General features: G+C 64.5%; 21 protein-coding genes and 1 tRNA gene. 12 read left to right on the top strand and 10 right to left on the bottom strand.

The window, feature by feature from the left end; all coding sequences use genetic code 11:
* Entirely contained in the window at window positions 1–606 is a 606-nt protein-coding gene (coaE, locus tag P9228_RS01460; RefSeq protein WP_278051960.1) for a dephospho-CoA kinase, read from the top strand.
* A gap of 74 nt (window positions 607–680) precedes the next feature.
* Window positions 681–1,388 carry a DNA polymerase III subunit epsilon gene (dnaQ, locus tag P9228_RS01465; RefSeq protein ID WP_095825105.1) on the top strand — a complete coding sequence of 236 codons (708 nt, stop codon included), beginning with the start codon at window positions 681–683 and terminating at the stop codon, window positions 1,386–1,388.
* A gap of 286 nt (window positions 1,389–1,674) precedes the next feature.
* Here the strand turns inward: dnaQ and secB are convergent, their stop codons facing one another.
* Window positions 1,675–2,175 (bottom strand): protein-export chaperone SecB, encoded by a 501-nt coding sequence (gene secB / locus P9228_RS01470; RefSeq protein ID WP_067323500.1) that lies wholly within the window; start codon window positions 2,173–2,175, stop codon window positions 1,675–1,677.
* 167 nt (window positions 2,176–2,342) lie between these two features.
* Entirely contained in the window at window positions 2,343–2,840 is a 498-nt protein-coding gene (locus tag P9228_RS01475) for an FxsA family protein (RefSeq protein ID WP_067323499.1), read from the bottom strand.
* Between the two features lie 203 nt (window positions 2,841–3,043).
* On the opposite strand from P9228_RS01475, the gene P9228_RS01480 reads away from it, so the two are divergent.
* From P9228_RS01480 to P9228_RS01495, 4 genes are all read left to right on the top strand, one after another.
* The gene (locus tag P9228_RS01480; protein ID WP_066991466.1) at window positions 3,044–3,751 is read left to right on the top strand and encodes a Tim44/TimA family putative adaptor protein; all 708 of its coding nucleotides are present in this window, start codon (window positions 3,044–3,046) and stop codon (window positions 3,749–3,751) included.
* A 130-nt stretch (window positions 3,752–3,881) separates the two neighbouring features.
* Window positions 3,882–4,988 (top strand): murein transglycosylase A, encoded by a 1,107-nt coding sequence (locus P9228_RS01485; RefSeq protein WP_278051964.1) that lies wholly within the window; start codon window positions 3,882–3,884, stop codon window positions 4,986–4,988.
* Window positions 4,985–5,509 (top strand): Smr/MutS family protein, encoded by a 525-nt coding sequence (locus tag P9228_RS01490; RefSeq protein WP_278051965.1) that lies wholly within the window; start codon window positions 4,985–4,987, stop codon window positions 5,507–5,509. Before P9228_RS01485 ends, P9228_RS01490 begins: the two co-directional genes overlap by 4 nt.
* Before the next feature lie 25 nt (window positions 5,510–5,534).
* Window positions 5,535–5,897, top strand: coding sequence for a helix-turn-helix transcriptional regulator (locus P9228_RS01495; RefSeq protein ID WP_066991880.1), 363 nt, complete (start codon window positions 5,535–5,537; stop codon window positions 5,895–5,897).
* A gap of 10 nt (window positions 5,898–5,907) precedes the next feature.
* Here the strand turns inward: P9228_RS01495 and P9228_RS01500 are convergent, their stop codons facing one another.
* The 3 genes from P9228_RS01500 to P9228_RS01510 all read right to left on the bottom strand — a co-directional run bounded on the left by P9228_RS01500 (window position 5,908) and on the right by P9228_RS01510 (window position 8,639).
* The gene (locus P9228_RS01500; RefSeq protein WP_067323497.1) at window positions 5,908–6,525 is read right to left on the bottom strand and encodes a transglutaminase-like cysteine peptidase; all 618 of its coding nucleotides are present in this window, start codon (window positions 6,523–6,525) and stop codon (window positions 5,908–5,910) included.
* A 239-nt stretch (window positions 6,526–6,764) separates the two neighbouring features.
* The gene (locus tag P9228_RS01505; RefSeq protein WP_127247402.1) at window positions 6,765–8,042 is read right to left on the bottom strand and encodes a polyhydroxyalkanoate depolymerase; all 1,278 of its coding nucleotides are present in this window, start codon (window positions 8,040–8,042) and stop codon (window positions 6,765–6,767) included.
* Between the two features lie 234 nt (window positions 8,043–8,276).
* The gene (locus tag P9228_RS01510; protein ID WP_066991454.1) at window positions 8,277–8,639 is read right to left on the bottom strand and encodes a septal ring lytic transglycosylase RlpA family protein; all 363 of its coding nucleotides are present in this window, start codon (window positions 8,637–8,639) and stop codon (window positions 8,277–8,279) included.
* 307 nt (window positions 8,640–8,946) lie between these two features.
* Here P9228_RS01510 and P9228_RS01515 point away from each other — a divergent pair, with 307 nt between their 5' ends.
* From P9228_RS01515 to P9228_RS01540, 6 genes are all read left to right on the top strand, one after another.
* Window positions 8,947–9,132 carry a hypothetical protein gene (locus P9228_RS01515; protein WP_067323495.1) on the top strand — a complete coding sequence of 62 codons (186 nt, stop codon included), beginning with the start codon at window positions 8,947–8,949 and terminating at the stop codon, window positions 9,130–9,132.
* A 274-nt stretch (window positions 9,133–9,406) separates the two neighbouring features.
* Window positions 9,407–10,843, top strand: coding sequence for a pyridoxal-phosphate dependent enzyme (locus tag P9228_RS01520; RefSeq protein ID WP_127216580.1), 1,437 nt, complete (start codon window positions 9,407–9,409; stop codon window positions 10,841–10,843).
* Window positions 10,840–12,009 carry a PLP-dependent aspartate aminotransferase family protein gene (locus tag P9228_RS01525; RefSeq protein WP_278051977.1) on the top strand — a complete coding sequence of 390 codons (1,170 nt, stop codon included), beginning with the start codon at window positions 10,840–10,842 and terminating at the stop codon, window positions 12,007–12,009. The genes P9228_RS01520 and P9228_RS01525 overlap by 4 nt, the downstream gene beginning before the upstream one ends.
* A 279-nt stretch (window positions 12,010–12,288) precedes the next feature.
* Window positions 12,289–13,530, top strand: coding sequence for a D-amino acid dehydrogenase (locus P9228_RS01530; protein WP_278051979.1), 1,242 nt, complete (start codon window positions 12,289–12,291; stop codon window positions 13,528–13,530).
* 39 nt (window positions 13,531–13,569) lie between these two features.
* Complete coding sequence (locus P9228_RS01535) at window positions 13,570–14,391, top strand: Asp/Glu racemase (protein ID WP_278051981.1); 822 nt, start codon at window positions 13,570–13,572, stop codon at window positions 14,389–14,391.
* A gap of 102 nt (window positions 14,392–14,493) precedes the next feature.
* Window positions 14,494–14,676: a hypothetical protein gene (locus tag P9228_RS01540; RefSeq protein WP_164746949.1), complete on the top strand. Its 183-nt coding sequence runs from the start codon at window positions 14,494–14,496 to the stop codon at window positions 14,674–14,676.
* Between the two features lie 36 nt (window positions 14,677–14,712).
* Here the strand turns inward: P9228_RS01540 and P9228_RS01545 are convergent, their stop codons facing one another.
* The 5 genes from P9228_RS01545 to P9228_RS01565 all read right to left on the bottom strand — a co-directional run bounded on the left by P9228_RS01545 (window position 14,713) and on the right by P9228_RS01565 (window position 18,734).
* Window positions 14,713–15,018 carry a UBP-type zinc finger domain-containing protein gene (locus P9228_RS01545; RefSeq protein ID WP_067003235.1) on the bottom strand — a complete coding sequence of 102 codons (306 nt, stop codon included), beginning with the start codon at window positions 15,016–15,018 and terminating at the stop codon, window positions 14,713–14,715.
* Window positions 15,018–16,703, bottom strand: a complete 1,686-nt coding sequence (locus P9228_RS01550) for a cyclic nucleotide-binding domain-containing thioredoxin-disulfide reductase (RefSeq protein ID WP_127216377.1) — start codon at window positions 16,701–16,703, stop codon at window positions 15,018–15,020. Before P9228_RS01550 ends, P9228_RS01545 begins: the two co-directional genes overlap by 1 nt.
* Window positions 16,704–16,789: 86 nt before the next feature.
* Window positions 16,790–17,509, bottom strand: a complete 720-nt coding sequence (locus P9228_RS01555; protein WP_095799540.1) for a hypothetical protein — start codon at window positions 17,507–17,509, stop codon at window positions 16,790–16,792.
* Between the two features lie 123 nt (window positions 17,510–17,632).
* A tRNA-Leu gene (locus tag P9228_RS01560) sits at window positions 17,633–17,717 on the bottom strand.
* 396 nt (window positions 17,718–18,113) lie between these two features.
* The gene (locus tag P9228_RS01565) at window positions 18,114–18,734 is read right to left on the bottom strand and encodes a 2,3-bisphosphoglycerate-dependent phosphoglycerate mutase (RefSeq protein ID WP_067003230.1); all 621 of its coding nucleotides are present in this window, start codon (window positions 18,732–18,734) and stop codon (window positions 18,114–18,116) included.
* Window positions 18,735–18,825 lie beyond the last annotated feature (91 nt).

Here is an 18,825-nt window from a genome sequence, read left to right on the forward strand (position 1 = left end):
ATGATCGTGCTCGGCCTCACCGGATCGATCGGCATGGGCAAGTCGACCACGGCAAAGATGTTCGCCGAGGCCGGCGTTCCGGTGCATGATTCCGACGAGACCGTGCATCGCCTCTATGCCGGCAAGGCAGCACCCCTGGTCGAACGAGCCTTTCCCGGCACGACAAAAGCGGGCGTGGTGGATCGTGCAAGGCTGGCCGAGACAGTGCTGGGCGATTCCGCCGCGCTGAAAAAGCTGGAGGCGATCATCCACCCGCTGGTGCGGGCCGACGCCGACGCCTTTTTGGCCCGCCATCGTGCGGCCGGGGCGCCGATTGCGGTGCTCGACATCCCGCTGCTGTTCGAGACCGGCGGCCGCAACCGGGTCGACAAGGTCGTGGTCGTCACCGCGCCGGCCGAGATCCAGCGCGCCCGCGTGCTCGCCAGACCCGGCATGAGCGAAGAAAAATTCGCTTCCATCCTCGCCAAACAGGTGCCTGACGCCGAGAAACGCCGTCAGGCGAATTTCATCGTCGACACCGGCCAGGGTTTTGATGCCGCACGTGCGGCGGTGGCAGCCATCGTCAGCGAATTGACCGGGGATAAATCCGGCAAAAACGCTTCCTGACGGCCGCTGTCAGCAGTCCCCATTGCCATTTTGTTCCGGTTTGTGATTCTGCTCTTTAGAGCGGACTGATTCGAATGCGTGAGATCATCTTCGACACCGAAACCACCGGCCTCGATTTGCGCGACGACCGCATCATCGAGCTCGGCGGCGTCGAGCTGGTCAACCGTTTCCCGACCGGCCGCACCTTCCACAAGTTCATCAATCCGCAAGGCCGCGCCATTCACGCCGAGGCGCAGGCCGTGCATGGCATCAGCGCGGCCGATCTGGCCGGCAAGCCGACCTTCGCCGAAATCGCCGAGGAATGGCTGGCCTTCACCGACGGCGCCAAGCTGATCGCCCACAACGCCACTTTCGACCTTGGCTTCCTCAACCTCGAATACAGCCGGCTCGGTCATCCGGCCATCGATCCCGGCCGCATCGTCGACACGCTGGCGATCGCGCGCCGCAAGCATCCGATGGGTCCGAACTCGCTGGACGCGCTTTGCCGCCGCTACGGCATCGACAACACCCGCCGCACCAAGCACGGGGCGCTTCTCGACTCCGAATTGCTGGCCGAGGTTTATATCGAGCTCATCGGCGGCAAGCAGGCGGCACTGGTCCTGGAAACCGTGGCCGTGCAGGTGAACGGCAGCGGCGAAGTCGCCGATATCGACATTTCGATCGGCGCAAGGCCGATCGCGCTGCCGCCGCGCCTCACCGAGGCGGATCGGGCGGCACATGCCGGGCTGGTCGGCACGCTCGGCGAAAAGGCGTTGTGGCTGAAGGTGGTGGCCGCAGGGTGAGCGGGGCGCTCCCGGCGCCAACCGACGCGATTGGCCGAACCGCCATCCCTTCATCATACCCGGGCTTGACCCGAGTATCCATGCCGTGACCCTTGCCGCGGAGCGCAACGGTGCAGAATTCTGTAATCGCAGCAGCGCCTTAGCGTCACGGCATATGTTCTAACGTCGCTCCGCTCCTTGCTCGGCCCGAGAATGACGACCTAACGAATGTCGTCGCTAATCCAGACGTCTCAAGAAAAAGCCCGGCGCGAAGCCGGGCTCTCGATACGATGGGTGGTGAGTCTTCTCAGCTCACCTGGACCTTGCTGGCGGCCTGGTCCTCGGCGATGCGCTGCTGGAACATCTGCGCGAAATCGATCGGGTCGAGCATCAGCGGCGGGAAGCCGCCGTTGCGGGTGGCGTCCGCGATGATCTGGCGCGCGAAGGGGAAGAGCAGCCGCGGGCATTCGATGAACAGGATCGGCAGCATGTGCTCCTGCGGGAAGCCGCTGATGGCGAAGACGCCGCCATAGACCAGTTCGACGTTGAACAGCACTTCCTGGTCGAAGGAGGCCTTGGCATTCAATGTCAGATTGACGTCGAACTGCTTGTCCGAAAGCGGGTTGGCGTTGACGTTGACATTGATGGCGATGCCCGGGGCCTTGTCGCGGCCGCGCAGCGAATTCGGCGCGCCGGGGCTTTCGAAGGACAGGTCCTTCACATATTGCGCAAGCACGTTGAGCGAGGGCTGTTCCTGTTTGCCGTTGCCATTGGCGGCGGCTGCCGCGGCATCATCATTGCTGGCCATTAGCCTTTGTCCTTTTGCCTGGGCAGCATTGCTGACCGGATTGAAATCGGGGGTTCGCTATCATGCTCGGCAGGACAAGACAAGTTTTGCGCGCCGCCTGAAACTGCGCAGCCGTTTCGGGGCGACGGCGCGCATGAGACAGCTATTCGAGCGGACCCTGAAGAGAGCTAGTCGTCTTTCAGCCGCCGCCAAGGGGAATTGTGATCCGGCCCGCGCTTGTAGTCGTCCTGGCGCGAAAAGTCGCTGTCATCGAGATCGATGACCCTGTCGCGGCGGCGGGCCGAAAAGCCGCTGCTGAAGCTAGTCGCCATCACGATGCGGTTCTTGAGCAGGCGCCAGGCAAGATCGCGCACCGGCGGCAGGAGCAGCAGGATGGCGACAATGTCGGTGATGAAGCCCGGAATGATGAGCAGGAGTGCCGCCAGCACGATCATCGCGCCATGCGCGAGTTGGCGGCTTGGATCGCGCCCGGCATCCATTTCCGTCCGCACCCGCGCCATCACGCCGAAGCCCTGGTGCCGAAGCAGGAGGCTGCCGGCAATGGTGGAGAGGATGACGAGCCCGATCGTCGCCAAAGCGCCGACTTCACGGCCGACGATGACGAAGCCGGCGATCTCCAGAAGCGGCAGCAGGAGCAGGAACAGGGGAATGAACGAAATGCGCAAATTGAGACCGGTCGCTTTCTTCTTTTGCGGGCCTCGCGGGAAATCGCCGCTGGCACTGGGACCTTTAGATAGGTATGGCTGGCTTTGATTTGAATGATTGCGCCCGCCGTTCTATATGCTTTGGGTAATGAACGCTATGCGACCGCCGCCATTCTAGGGGCTCTGGTGGTCCGGCCTGGACAGGGATCGAATTGGCGGAAGATATGGGTTTCTTCGACTTCGGCACGATTTTCTTTTTGATTGCGGCGGTTGTGATCTTCTTCCAGCTTCGCAACGTGCTGGGCCGTCGCACCGGAAACGAACGCCCGCCCTTCGATCCTTATTCGGCAAGCCGCACACGCGAGCAGGATGCGGCGCAGAAGTCCGAGAATGTGGTGTCGCTGCCGCGCAAGCGCATGCCGGGGGAACCGGCGGCGGAGACCTATGCCGCGATCGACGCTTTCGCCAAGCCGGACAGCGATCTCAACAAAGGCCTGCGCGCGATCAAGGACAACGATCCGTCCTTCGATCCCAAGACCTTTATCGACGGCGCCAAGATGGCCTACGAGATGATCGTCATGGCCTTTGCCGACGGCGACCGCAAAACGCTGAAGAACCTGTTGTCGCGCGAGGTCTATGACAGCTTCGTCGCCGCGATCGGCGAGCGCGAGGCGAAAGCTGAAAAGATCCAGTCTTCCTTCGTCGGCATCGACAAGGTCGATGTCGTCGCCGCCGAGATGAAGGGCACCGAGGCGCACATCACGCTGCGCATCGTCAGCGAGCTGATCTCGGCGACCCGCGACAAGGTCGGCGCCGTCATCGACGGCGATCCGGAAAAAGTCGCCGAGGTCAAGGACGTCTGGACCTTCTTCCGCGATACCCGGTCGCGTGATCCGAACTGGAAGCTGGTCGCCACGGAAGAAGAAGATTGACCTAGAGCATGATGCCGAAAAGTGTGGAGCGGTTTTCGGACGCCATCATGCTCCATCTCTTCAATTTGGAGCCGGATTCAGATTTCAGGTCGATCCGGCCTGAAATCATCCGGCTCTAGTGGCGGCTGTCATGTCGCTGTCTTCGGCATTCAAGGAAAAATCCTTCGGCGACCTGCCCGGCTGGGACGAGGATGATCACCTCGCCGCCTTCGCGGCGTTCAAACGTTCGGCTTTCCACGTACTGACCAAGCCCTATCGAACAGGTTCGCTCGGCGTCGCGTTCGCCGCTTTCGCCGAGGCCTATACTGAGGCGCGCTCCGTTTCGCCGGCGAACCGGTCGGATGCGCGGTCCTTCTTCGAGCGCCATTTCGCTCCGGCTTTGGTGGCGGCCGAAAGCGGCGGCGCCGGCCTCGTCACCGGCTTCTACGAGCCCGAGGTCGAGGCCTCGCCGGTGAGGACGGAGCGGTTCACGGTGCCGCTGCTCTCCCGTCCCGCCGATCTGGTCGACATCGACGATAAAAATCGCCCCCTCGGAATGGATCCCTATCTCGCCTTCGCGCGCGCGACGACGACAGGTCCGGTCGAATATTTCGATCGCGGCGCCATCGAGCGCGGCGCGCTGTCCGGGCGGAGCCTCGAGATTGCCTGGCTCGCCGACAAGGTCGATGCCTTCTTCATCCATGTGCAGGGAGCGGCGCGGCTGAAGATGACCGATGGTCGGCTCTGCCGCGTCACCTATGCCGCAAAATCCGGCCAGCGCTTCACCGGGCCGGGCAGGATCTTGAGCGAGACCGGCGAAATCCCGCTGGAAAAAGTGACGATGCAGTCGATCCGCGCCTGGTTCAAGGCGCATCCTGAGCGGGTCGACGAGATCCTCTGGCAGAACCGCTCCTACATCTTCTTTCGTGAGGCGCCGGTCGACGACCCGGAGCTCGGTCCCATTGCCGCCGCCAAGGTGCCGCTGACGCCCGGCCGCTCGGTCGCCGTCGACCGGCTGCTGCACACCTTCGGCACGCCCTTCCACATCGTTGCGCCAACGCTCACCGCTTTCGGCGGAAAACCGTTCCGGCGGCTGATGATCGCGCAGGACACCGGCTCGGCCATCACCGGAGCGGCGCGAGGCGATCTCTTCGCCGGCTCGGGCGATGCCGCGGGCGAGATCGCCGGCGTCGTGCGCAACGTCGCCGACTTCTATGCGCTGGTTCCGCGCGGGCTGGTCGATAGGGGGTACGCGTGAACCGCCGCCACGACACGCTGAGCGACGACGATCGCATCCTCTGGAACCTGGTGGCGCGCACGACGCGGCCCCTCAAAGGCAAGGCCGCGGTCGAGATTCCCGATATTGTCGAGCCGACGCCGGCGCCGGCGCCCACGCCCGCCAATGGCGTTCCCACCGCTGCCGCGAAGCCGAAGCCGCAGCACGTCGTGCATTCGCTTGACGACCAGACCCACGAGAAACTGAAAAAAGGCCGGCTGCCGATCGAGGGCCGCGTCGATCTGCACGGCATGACGCAGGACGAGGCCTATTCGCTGCTCCTCACCTTCCTGCACCGCGCCCATGCCGGCGGTATCCGCTATGTGCTGGTCATCACCGGCAAGGGCTCGTCGTCCGGCGGCGACGGCATCCTGCGCCGCTCGGTGCCGCACTGGCTGTCGACCCCGGCTTTCCGGCATCTGGTCTCGAGCCACGATCACGCCGCCCGCAACCATGGCGGCTCGGGCGCGCTCTATGTGCGGCTCAGGCGGACGCGCGCATGAGGACGCCGGCCATGAGGACGCAACAGTGACCCCGTTCGGCGAAAGGCTGAGGGCGCTGCGCGCCGAGCGCGGCGTCAGCCAGAAGGCGATGGCGCAGGCCATCGGCGTCAGCGCCGCCTATCTGTCGGCGCTCGAGCATGGCCGCCGCGGCGCGCCGACCTGGACGCTGATCCAGAAGATCATCGGCTATTTCAACATCATCTGGGACGACGCCGAGGACCTTGCCCGCCTCGCCGAAACCTCGCATCCACGGGTCAGGATCGATACGTCGGGCCTGTCGCCGGCCGCGACCGAACTGGCCAATCTTCTGGCCGAGAGCATCGAGAAGCTGGACGAGGCGGAGCTGCGCCGCCTCAGCGCGTCGATTCGTGCGGCGCTGAGAAGGTAGGTCCCGAGATCTACTGCACCGAGCCGACCAGCAGCTGCTGGCCATCGCGGATCGACACCCAGCGGCCGGTGTTGTCGATCGCCTGGCGCTTGAGATAACGGTAGCCGGTCTCGTCCCAGGCTTGGACCTTGTCGGTCAAATTGTCGAGGATGTAGTCACCCTTATCGGTGCGCACCGTCAGCACGGAATGGCCTTCGCCGTCCGGCTTGCGCACGACGGTGATCAAGAGATCCGCAAGCGAGATGCCCATGCGGTAGAGCTGGCGCCGCTTCTCCAGCACATAGTCCTCGCAGTCGCCAAAGCCATTGTCCGGATAGGTCCAGACCTCGTCCTTGCCGTAATTGTCGAGATCGCTCATCGGCTTGACGGCGGCGTTGACCCTGGCGGTCACGTTGATCAGCTTGCGCCACAGAGCATCGGTCAGCTTGGCCGGCGCGAGATTGGCCGGGCGAATGTTGCATTCGCTCGGATGCGTCTTGCAGAAATCATAATGTCCGATCGGCTGCGAGGTCAGGCCGCCGGTGGCCATGGCGCCGGCAGCCCATGCCGGAACCGCCCAGTGGGCCGAGATCGCCAGCCCTGCGACTGCACACAAACGCAGCATCCGCGCCATCGGTGAGGAAGTCATTGTCCCCCGGGGTCCGCCCTTGTTTATTAACGAAACGTTAAGGGGGATTTACAGTCCGTGTCAATTGAAGACAACGGCTAGTTTGGTGGCATGGTTACCCGCCAGGCCCGCATAGCGGCAGTTTGGCAACAGCGGCCTGGGACGACTCAAGAACTCGCCCGTCGCCGGTCAGCCCTGAACATTGGTTCCACGGAAAGGTCACGCGCTTTGAGCGGCGCCGAGCCGCGTCCGCTTCCCGCTCAGCTCTTGGCGGAACGGACCAGCTTCGGCTTCGCCGCCAGGCGGGTCTGGCGGCCGTAGCTGGAGATGAAGTCCAGAATGCGCGGCACGATCTCCGACCGGAACCGCGAGCCGTTGAAGACGCCGTAATGGCCGACGGCCGGCTGCATGTAGTGGGCCTGCCGGTCGGCCGGAATGTTCACGCAAAGCTCATGCGCGGCCTGGGTCTGGCCGAGCCCGGAAATGTCGTCGTTCTCGCCCTCGACGGTGAATAGCGCGACGTTGCGGATCGCCTGGGGATCGACGGCCTCGCCGCGATGCGTCATCTCGCCCTTCGGCAAGGCGTGGCGGACGAACACCGTATCGACCGTCTGCAGGTAGAACTCCGCCGTCAGGTCCATCACCGCCAGATATTCGTCATAGAAGTCACGGTGCTTCTCGGCGCTGTCGCCGTCGTTTTTCACAAGGTGCATGAAGAAGTCCTTGTGGGCGATGATGTGGCGATCGAGATTCATGCTCATGAAGCCCGAAAGCTGCAGGAAACCGGGATAGACATCGCGGCCGAATCCGGGCACCGGCCAGGGCGCCTGCATGATGACGTTCTCGCGAAACCAGTCGGTGCCCTTTTCCCCGGCGAGCAGATTGACCGCGGTCGGATTGCGGCGGGTATCGATCGGCCCGCCCATCAGCGTCATTGTTGACGGCACGAAGGGGTCGCCGCGCTTTTCCATCAGCGCCACCGCCGCCAGCACCGGCACCGAGGGCTGGCAGACTGCCATCACATGGGTATCGGGACCCAGCGCGTGGAACATCTCGATGACATAGTCGATATAGTCGTCGAGATCGAAGCTGCCCTGCGACAGCGGCACCATGCGCGCGTCGACCCAGTCGGTGATGTGCACGTCGGCGTGCGGAAGCATCGCCTCGACCGTGCCGCGCAGCAGCGTCGCATAATGGCCGGACATCGGCGCCACGATCAGTAGCTTCGGATCGGGCTTGCGGTCCGCGGGAAGCTGGCGCTCGAAGCGGACGAGGTTGCAGAACGGCTTCGACCACACGGTTCGTTCGGCGACGTCGACGCTCTTCCAGTCGACCACCGCCTTGGTGAGGCCGAATTCAGGCTTGCCGTAGCGGCGCGTCGTGCGCTCGAAGAGTTCCGCGGCTGCCGCGACCGAGCGGCCGAGCGCCGTATGCGAAACCGGATTGAGCGGGTTGGAATAGAAGAACCGCACCGCATCTGCGTAAAGGCGGGCGGGCTGCAGCGCCGCATGGTTCAGTTCGTAGAGCTGGTAGAACATCAAGAACCCCGCTGCTGCCTGACGACCAAGGGGCCGACGAGCAGCGCCGAGCCTTGAATGTCTCGCAGTGAGGTTAACAAGATATTGTTGCGATGCAATACGTCAATTGGCGTGACGAATGCTGCTTTGGTCCAAACTGTTGAAAACTCGTCACGTATGGCGGAGCCGGCTCACTGTGCGCTGCCGCAATGTGTAGGAAATATGTCCGGCTCCCTCTTGCCGGACATCGACATGTTAAACGCGCGCCATGCAGACTGCGGTGTGGCCCGAGCCGATGAAGCCGAGCTGGGTGGCGGCGCCGCGGGAGAGGTCGAGCACGCGGCCCCGGACGAACGGGCCGCGATCGTTGATGCGCACGACGACGCTGCGGCCGTTGTTCTTGTTGGTGACCCTGAGCTTGGTGCCGAAGGGCAAGCTGCGGTGCGCTGCAGTCAGCGCGGCGGGGTTCATGCGCTCGCCGGAGGCGGTTCTGGAATGCAGCGCGTACCAGGAAGCGCGGCCGCATTGTGCGGCGGCTGAAGAGGCGGAAGAGGCGCCAGCCATCAGGCCAGCCGCGATCGTTGCCGCGACAAGCGCGGTGCGGTTGGTTTTATTCATCTTTTAGGGGTGGGCTCCGTTATAGACAACCCGCCGTAAGTGCCGAATGAGGCATGAAATGCGGCAAGGGTCTGGCGGTTCCATGGCAAAGGCACACGTTTGGAGTCGCCGCGAAACAGTTTGTCATGACATCTCCCGCGAGCGCCAGCGTATTCTTCATGGAGACCGACCCGGTTTTGCAGGAAGTCCCGAGTAGGAACGGCCCTCGGGGCGCAAGTAAAAGCGGAAGCGATTGCTTCGCTTCCTTCCGCTCCTTTACTGCGCGCGCGTTCCGGTGAAGGATCGACTTTGCGCGGGGATCTCGCCGATGCGACTGATCAGGAATTTACTGGCGCTGATCGTGCTGGCGATCGGCGTGCTGTGGTCGCTGCAAGGGCTTGGGCTGGTCCAAGGCAGCTTCATGACCGGCCAGAGGGAATGGCTCTATATCGGGCTCGTCACCACGCTGCTCGGCCTGCTCGGCCTCCGTTGGGCAAACCGCCCGAGCGTTTGATCCGACCGGCAAGATGGCGCCGCGCGTCCGCTTGGACGGACGGCGCCTTGATGGCGTCGTTTCAACCTTGACAGCCACGCAAGGACCCCGCCGCCCGTGAAATTCCATTCCGCCACTCGTCGCCGGAATGGCACGATCTATCTTCTTTCCGGATGAAAAGGGCTGGAAAAGACAACAGCGTGTGATCTGCGCACCCGGCATGGCGTTCGGCGGCATCATGCGCAGACTGGTGACGGCCGATCCCGTCGGAACTGCTTCCCATGGAGGGTCTGAGATGAGCGTGCACAGGAAAGCGGCGCCGGACGGCGCGGAAAGCGCTTTGTCGCGGTTGCGTCCGCCTTACGCCTCCGTGCTCGACCTGATCGGCCAGACACCGGTGGTCGAGCTCACCAAATTCGATACCGGCAAGTGCCGGCTGTTCATCAAGCTCGAGAGCCAGAACCCCGGTGGCTCGATCAAGGACCGCATCGCGCTGTCGATGATCGCGGCCGCCGAGAAGGATGGCAGGCTGAAGCGCGGCGGCACCATCGTCGAGGCCACCGCCGGCAACACCGGCCTCGGCCTCGCCCAGGTCGGCATTCCCAAGGGCTACCGCATCATCCTCGTCGTGCCCGACAAGATGTCGCGCGAGAAGATCCAGCATCTGCGCGCTCTGGGCGCCGAGGTGCGCATGACCCGCTCCGATGTCGGCAAGGGCCATCCCGAATATTACCAGGACATGGCCGAGAAGATCGCCGCCGAAATTCCCGGCGCCTTCTATGCCAACCAGTTCGCCAATCCCGCCAATCCGCTGGCGCACGAAAGCACCACCGGCCCGGAAATCTTTTCGCAACTCGAAGGCGATGTCGACGCGGTGGTGGTCGGCGTCGGTTCCGGCGGCACGCTCACCGGTGTCGGCCGCTTTTTCGCGAAGCATTCGCCGAAGACCGAGATGGTGCTTGCCGATCCGGTCGGCTCGGTGCTGGCGCCGTTGATCAAGACCGGCAAGATGACAGAGGCCGGCAGCTGGACCGTCGAAGGCATCGGCGAGGATTTCGTGCCGCCCAATGCCGATCTGTCGCTGGTCAAGAAAGCCTATTCCATCCCCGACAAGCAGAGCATGCTGGCGGTGCGCGACCTGCTGTCCAAGGAAGGCATCCTGGCCGGCTCGTCCTCCGGCACGCTTCTGTCGGCGGCACTGCGCTACTGCCGCGATCAGACGACGGCCAAACGCGTGGTCACCCTCGTCTGCGACAGCGGCAACAAATATCTGTCGAAGGTCTTCGACGACATCTGGCTCGCCGAGCAGGGCTTGGCCGACCAAGAGCAGCACGGCGACCTGCGCGACCTCGTCATGCGCTCGCCGCGCACTGGTGACATCGTGACCGTTGGCCCCGAGGAAACCCTGCTCAACGCCTATGGCCGCATGCGCCGCTCCGATGTCTCGCAGCTACCGGTGCTGGATGACGGCAAGCTCGTCGGCATCGTCGACGAGAGCGATATCCTGGCCAAGGTCGACGGCCCCTATGACGGCCGCTGGGATCGCTTCAACGCCCCGGTGCGCACGGCCATGACCTCGAACCTGCACACGCTGCAGGCCAGCCAGACGCTCGACGCGCTGCTCCCCGTCTTCGACCGCAACGAGGTCGCCATCGTCTTCGAGGGCGACGAATTCATCGGCCTGATCACCCGTATCGACCTGATCAACCATCTGAGGCGTCGCGCAAAATGACTTCGAACGGCAAGAACCGCCTGGCCTTTTCCACTCGCACCATCCATGGCGGCCAGAGCCACGATCCGCTGACCGGCGCGGTGATGGTGCCGATCTACGCCACCTCCACCTATGGCCAGCAGTCACCCGGCGTGCACAAGGGTTTTGAGTATGCTCGCAGCCAGAACCCGACGCGCTTCGCCTTCGAACGGGCCGTCGCCGACCTCGAAAGCGGCACCGCGGCCTTCGCCTTCGCCTCAGGCCTGGCCGCGATAGCCACGGTGCTGGAGCTTTTCGACGCCGGCGCCCATGTGGTGGCCACCGACGACATCTATGGCGGCTCGTTCCGGCTCATGGAGCGGGTGCGCAAGCGTTCCGCCGGCCTGCAGGTCAGCTTCGCCGACTTCACCGATCTCGCCGCCGTCGAGAGTGCGATCCGCTCTGAGACAAAGCTGCTCTGGGTCGAGACGCCGACCAACCCGCTGCTGCGCGTCGTCGACCTCGAAGGCCTGGCGGCGCTGGCCAGGCGCAAAGGCCTGCTGACTGTCGCCGACAACACTTTTGCCAGCCCCTACATCCAGCGGCCGCTGGAGCTCGGCATCGACATCGTCGTCCACTCGACGACGAAATACTTGAACGGACATTCCGACATGGTCGGCGGCGTGGCGGTCGTCGGCGACGACAAGGATTTGGCCGATCGGCTGAAATTCCTGCAGAACGCCATCGGCGCCATTTCCGGCCCGTTCGACAGTTTTCTGGCGCTGCGCGGCATCAAGACGCTGGCGCTTCGGATGGAGCGCCATTCCGCCAACGGCCTGAAGATCGCGCAGTGGCTGGAAGCCCGCAAGGACGTGCGCCGCGTCATCTACCCCGGGCTGGCGAGCCACCCGCAGCACGAGATCGCCAAGCGCCAGATGCACGCCTTCGGCGGCATGATCTCGGTCGACCTCGACCTCGACCTCGCCGGTACCAAACGCTTCCTCGAACGCACGCAGCTTTTCACGCTCGCCGAAAGCCTCGGCGGCGTCGAAAGCCTGATCGAGCATCCGGCGCTGATGACGCACGGCTCGATCCCCGCGGAAAAGCGCGGGGCGATCGGGATATCGGATTCGCTGGTGCGGCTGTCGGCCGGTATCGAGGATGGCGATGATCTGATCGTGGATCTGGAGCAGGCGTTGCGGGGGTGAGTGCCTTCGAGGATCAATCGTTGTGATCCTTCGCGCCCCCCTCTGTCCTGCCGGACATCTCCCCCACGAGGGGGGAGATTGGCTGTTTCATCGCCTCACCCTTGCTGCAACGCCGGTAATTTGCGAAAGCCGCCGTGACACCTGATCTGCCCCTTGAGGGGGGAGATGGCCGACAGGCCAGAGAGGGGCGCTGTCCCGCCGACATCTCGGTGCCTGTGCCATTGCAGACCGCAATCCACCGACTAAACTGCCTCCCAACATGCGATCTCCGGAGGCGTGATGCGCGTGATCGTGTTGGGTGGCGGCGTTGTCGGCGTCACCACTGCCTATCAGCTGCAGAAGGACGGGCACGAGGTGGTCGTCCTCGAGCGCCAGAGCCAAGTCGCCGCCGAGACCAGCTGGGGCAATGCCGGCATGATTGCGCCGGGACATTCCTTCGTCTGGTCGTCGCCCAGGGCGCCATTGGTCCTGTTGAAATCGCTGGTGCTGAAGGATCAGGCGCTGCGCTTCAAGCTGTCGGCCGATCCGAGGCTTTACAGCTGGTCATGGCTGTTCCTGATGGAATGCACGGCCGAGAAGGCCAGGCGCAACACGCTGCTCAAGCATCGGCTTGCCGTCTATTCGCAGAGCGTGCTGCACGAGGTAATTGCCGACGAGCAGATCGACTACGACCGCAACGGTCGCGGCATCCTCTATGTCTATCGCAGCCAGCAGGCGCTCGATAAAGGCGTCGAGCATATGCGGCTGCTTGAATCAGACGGCCAGCTGATCAAGGTGCTCGACCGCGACGCCATCGTCGCGCTCGACCCATCGCTGGCTTCCGCGCGGGAAAAGATCGCCGGCGGCATCCATTGCCCGACCGATGAGACCGGTGACCCGGCCAAATTCACCCGGGCGCTCGCGGCAAAGGTCGTCGAGCGCGGCGGCGAAATCCGCACCGGCACGACCATCTCCGGCATCGAGACCTCGGGCGATCGCGTCGCACAGGTGCTGACCGACAAGGGCAGCGTCAAGGGCGACGCCTATGTGCTGGCGCTCGGCTCCTACAGCCCGCTGATCGCGAAGACCGTCGGGATCAACCTGCCGATCTACCCGATCAAGGGTTATTCGCTGACCATTCCGATCGGCAACCAGCCTCGGCCGCCGACCATCGCGGCGATAGACGAGCACAATCTGGTCGCCGTGTCGCGCTTCGGCGACCGGCTGCGCGTCACCGCGACGGCGGAATTCGCCGGCTACGACACCAGCCACAAGCCGGCCGATTTCGCCTTCATGAAGGGCGTGACGCAGGAGCTTTATCCCGAGGGCGCCGACTATGACCGCGCCGAGATGTGGGCGGGCTTGAGGCCGATGACGCCGAACAATCTGCCCGAGTTCGGGCGCCGCCGCCTCGGCAACCTCTATCTCAACACCGGGCACGGCCATATCGGCTGGACCATGTCGCATGGCTCGGCGCGCATCACCGCTGACCTGATCGCCGGCCGCAAGCCGGCCATCTCGATGGACGGTCTTTTGAATTGAGAGCATGATCCCGGGGGATCGGGCAAGAAAGGGAATGCCATGTCCATCAGCGCGGCTGCTACCCGCCCTCAATCTTCGGGACCGGTCGATCCCAAGCCGGTCGATCTGGGCGTGCTTCCGTCCGAACTCGACGGCGGCCTTGCCTCGCGCGCGTCGATCGGGCTTGCGATCCTGGCCACCGACCAGACGCTGGAGCATGAGTTCCGCGCGTTGGTGCGCATTCCGGGCGTCGCCTTCTACGAGGCCCGCCTGTTCAACGACAACGACATCACCCCCGACACGCTGCGCGCCATCGGCCCGCGCATCGCGCCCACCGTCGACCTCATCCTGCCCAGCATCCCGCTCGACGTCGTCGGCTTCGGCTGCACCTCGGCCACCATGACGCTCGGCGAGGAAGCCGTCTTCGCCGAGATCAGGAAGGCGCGGCCGGGCGTCGCCTGCACCACGCCGGTGACGGGCGCGCTTGCCGCCTTCAAGGCGCTCGGCGCCAAGGGCATCGGCCTGCTGACGCCTTATGCCCCCGAGATCAACCTGGGCCTCGTCACCTATTTCACCGGACGCGGCCTCGATATCGCCGCCGTCGCCACTTTCGACCGGCGCGACGACCGCGAGGCGGCCCGCATCTCGCTCGCCTCGATCGAGGCCGCGGCCGAGCGCATGGCGGCGGCGCCCGGCGTGGACGCGATCTTCATCTCCTGCACCAGCCTGCGCGTCGCCGAGGCGGTGGCGGATCTCGAACGGCGCATCGGCATTCCCGTCACCTCGTCCAACCACGCCATGGCCTGGCACTGCCTGCGGCTCGCCGGCATCGACGACGTCGTGCCTTCCGGCGGCCGGCTGTTCGCGTTGCCGATTGCCTGATCCGATTGGCAGATTGGCCTGTTCGAAATCCGCCGGTTAACGTTTGCGGAAAAGGTTGCTTAACGCTTCGCTACTATGTCCCGCTTCGGGAGGCAGGACAGAGTGAGCGCGATGAACGACAGCCCCGAAAAGCGCAATGAATGGCGCGCCATCTTCTACGTGCAGGCGCGTGTGGCGATCCTGTTCGTCCCGATCATCGTCAGCCTGCTGATCATCGGCGCGCTTGCCGGCAACGACCGCGATCACGTCGTCATCGACCGGACCGTCACCAGCTCGGTGAAGTAGGCGACCCGGCAAGAGGCTCGCGGTATTCCGTGCACGCTAGACAAAGCGCGGGATCGGGCCGTTCTGCGCCGTCGTGCGGTCGCCGAGGTCGATGAACACCTCGTCGACATAGCACCAGCCCCAGCCTTCGGGCGGATCGTAGCCTTCGATGACCGGATGCTGAGTGGCGTGGAAATGCTTGGTGGCGTGGCGGTTGGGCGAGTCGTCGCAGCAGCCGACATGGCCGCAGGTGCGGCAGAGTCTGAGATGCACCCACCAGGAGCCGCTCTTCAGGCATTCCTCGCAGCCGAGGGCGCTCGGCACCACATCCTTTATGTCGTCCGTATGCCTGCATTCGTCCATCAGGGTCTCCTTTCGGGCTGAGCAGCACGCCCGCCGTTGCGCGCAAGATAGGCATGCAGCGCGGCCACCACCTGAGCGCCTTCGCCGACGGCGGCCGCGACACGCTTGGTCGAGCCGCAGCGCACATCGCCGATGGCGAACACGCCGCTGCGGCTCGTCTCCATCGGGCCGTGTCCCGGCGCCACATCCGGTCCGGTGCGCACGAAGCCCTTAGCGTCGAGCGCCACGTCGCAGCGCGCCAGCCAGTCGGTGTTCGGGTCGGCGCCGATGAACAGGAAGAGGTGGTGGATGGTCCGCGTCGTCGCCACGCCGGTGACCCGGTTGCGCCAGCACAGCTGGTCGAGGTTGCCGTCATGGCCGTCGAGCGCCTCGACCTCGGTTTCCGTCAGCACCTCGATGTTCGGCTGCGCCACGATCCGCTCGACCAGATAGCGCGACATGGTGGCGTCAAGGCTGTCGCGCCGCGCCAACAGCGTCACCTTGCGCACCTGGCTGGCGAGAAAGACGGCCGCCTGGCCGGCCGAGTTGCCGGCGCCGACCAGCGCCACTTCCTGGTCCCGGCAGAGCCGTGCTTCAATCGGCGAGGCCCAGTAATGCACGGACGTGCCCTCGAACTGCGCGATATTGGCGATGTCGAGGCGACGGTAGCGCGCGCCGCTGGCGATCACCACGGTGCGCGCGCGCAGGGTCTCGCCGTCGCCAACGTCCAGCCGGTAGCCGGCCATGTTGTCGGCGGCGCCGAGCAATTTGGCTTCATCGGGGATCACCATCTCGACCCCGAACTTCTGCGCCTGGTTGTAGGCGCGCGCCATCAGCGCCATGCCCGTAATGCCGGTCGGAAAGCCGAGATAGTTCTCGATGCGCGAGGATGCCCCCGCTTGCCCGCCGAAGGCGCGGCAGTCGAGCACGATGGTCGACAGCCCCTCGGAGGCCGCATAGACCGCGGCCGCCAATCCCGCCGGCCCGGCGCCGACGATGGCAACGTCGTAGATCTTGCCGGCGTCGAGCGGCCGCAGCAGCCCGACGCAGCGGGCGAGATCGCTTTCGCCGGGATTGTGCAGCAGCTTGCCGTTGGGACAGAGCACGATCGGCAGATGGTGCGGATCGACATGAAAACGCTCGATCAGCGTCTTGGCGCAGGGATCGGTGTCGGAATCGAGCGCGCGGTGCGGCAGGCCGCTGCGGGTGAGGAAACCCTGCAGCCGCAGCACATCGCCATTGCTGGGACGGCCGATGACGATCGGCCCGCTGGTGCCGCTCTCGAGCAGGCCGACACGGCGCAGGATCAGCGCGCGCATGACGCGCTCGCCGAGATTCGCCTCCTGCACCATCAGATCGCGCAGCCGCTGCGAGGGGACGACGATGGCTTCGACCGGCTCGGTCGCCTCGGCATTGACCAGCGACGGCCGGCTCGAAAGCTGCGCCAGCTCGCCGATGAAATTGCCCGGACCATAGGTGATGATCGCCTCGCGCGGGCCAAGACCGCTGGCCTGCGTGATGTCGACCTTGCCCGACAGGATGACGACCAGTCCGGGCGAGACCGTGCCGGCCGTCACGATATGCTCGCCGGCGCCGTAGGCTCTTGGCACGCCGAAGCGGCGCATGCGCTCGATGTCCGCATTGGCGAGCACGGGGAACATCTGGTCGCGGCGGGCGGCGATGGTCGGGCTGACGGAGGGGGCCATGACCCGACCGTAGCGTCCGCGGCAGCGGGTTTGAAGCGGTTTGTTCAGGGACTGGCCGGAAGGGCAGGTGGCCGCTACGCTGTCAGCTATCCGAGCGACCTCGCCAGCTTGCGCAGCGCCCCCTGCGGATCATCGGCAATGACGGAGCCATGCGAGACGAGGATGCGCTTGAGCGCCGGCAGGTCAGCCCATCGTCTCAATTGCGCTGCGAGTGCCGCCTTGTCGCCGACCATCGTCAGCTTGACCGGCCAGGGTATACGCGGCTCATCACCGGCAAATCCCATCATGCGCAATGCCCAGCCGGCAAAACCGGATGCGCCGCGGATGTTGCCGACGATATCATTGAGAACGAGCGTCGTGCCGTTCGGTCCGACGATTTGCAGCGCCGCTTCGCGATCACGGGTTCCGGGGACGGTGACGAGCTTGACGTCGGGATCGCCAAAGTCGCCGCGTGCCGCATCGACATGCACCACCTTCTCGACGCTGTTGCGCGCGCCCGCCGGTGCAATCACCTGCAGGGTGGGATAGCGATCTTTCCATGGCTTTGCATCGAGCCGGTGATGGTCGTTAGGGACGATCAGGAAGGCCGGTTGGCCGAAGGCCTCGATCGCGCGCATCTGTTCGTCATCGAGCGCGATGGCGCTGAAGATGACGAGCCGTCCGTCGCGCAATCGCACCACGGTCATGCGCCGTTTCAGGTTGCCGACCGGCATCGGTATGTCGCCGGTCACCGTCAGAATATCGTCGTCGACAGGAGAGAGCCTGCCATGCGGCAGAACCTTCCACTCCTTGAACGGCGCGGGCATCACGGAACCTCGGCTTAACAGACAAGATAGGAACGGTTTAACCCGAGACGAGTTGCAGGCACAAAAAAGCCCGGAAAATCCGGGCTTTTTGCTCATCGCGTCAGATCGTCTGAAACGGGAATTTGGTGCCCAGAAGAGGACTCGAACCTCCACTCCTTGCGGAACACGGACCTGAACCGTGCGCGTCTACCAATTCCGCCATCTGGGCTGGTGGGCGCTCATGTAAGCGGGCAAACGAAGCGTGTCAACGCGGTTTTTTCGAGGAGCTCAAGACTGACCAGAGGGCAGCTGGGGTTGATTTCAGGCACGGACGGCAATTGTCGGCGTCGGCCCCGCCCCTCATCGCCCTGCCGGGCACTTCTCCCCGTGTAGGACGGGGAGAAGGGGCTGGCCGCGGCGTTGGCGTCCTCTTGAGACGCTGGCGATTGGCGAAATCGGCGGCCGGAGCTTCCCTCTCCCCGTCACTATACGGGGAGAGGATGCCGGCAGGCAGGTGAGGGGCGGCGCCGACGCTGGTCAGTTAACGGCGAGACGGAATTCCAGCCTGAAGCGGTTGTCCCGAGACGGCCACCCGTTCCGAGCGGGGCCGGAACAATGGAATCCCTCACCCCTCCAGCACTTCCTTCTTTGCCACGGTGGAATCGGCGTTGAGCTTGTAGATCACCGGCACGCCGGTGCCGAGCTCCAGCTTGACGATCTCTTCCCCCGACTTGCCGTCCAGCGCCATGATCAGCGCCCGCAGCGAATTGCCGTGCGCGGCGACCAGCACCGTCTCGCCGCGCAGCACATGCGGCTGCACGTCGTGCAGGTAATAGGGCCAGACACGCGCGCCGGTGTCCTTCAGGCTTTCGCCGCCCGGAGGCGATACGTCGTAGGAGCGGCGCCAGATATGCACCTGCTCCTCGCCCCACTTCTTGCGCGCGTCGTCCTTGTTGAGGCCGGAGAGATCGCCATAGTCGCGTTCGTTGAGCGCCTGGTCGCGGACGGTCTCGAGCTTGCTCTGGCCGACGACGTCGAGAATGTGCTGGCAGGTCTTCTGCGCACGCTTCAGCGCCGAGGTGTAGGCAATGTCGAATTTGAGCCCGCGCGCCTTGAGCTTCTCGCCGGCGGCAAGCGCTTCCGCATTGCCCTGGTCGGTGAGGTCGACATCGCGCCAGCCGGTGAACAGGTTCTTCAGGTTCCATTCGCTCTGGCCGTGGCGCACGAGCACGAGAGTTCCCGACATGTTTGCTCCTGATACGTCGTTGGATTGAGCAATTCCAAGAAAAGTGTGTAGCGGTTTCGGCCCGGAATTGCGGAAGAAAAGCAGAAAAAAG

The sequence above is a fragment of the Mesorhizobium sp. WSM4898 genome, from assembly GCF_029625845.1.
GTDB lineage: Bacteria > Pseudomonadota > Alphaproteobacteria > Rhizobiales > Rhizobiaceae > Mesorhizobium.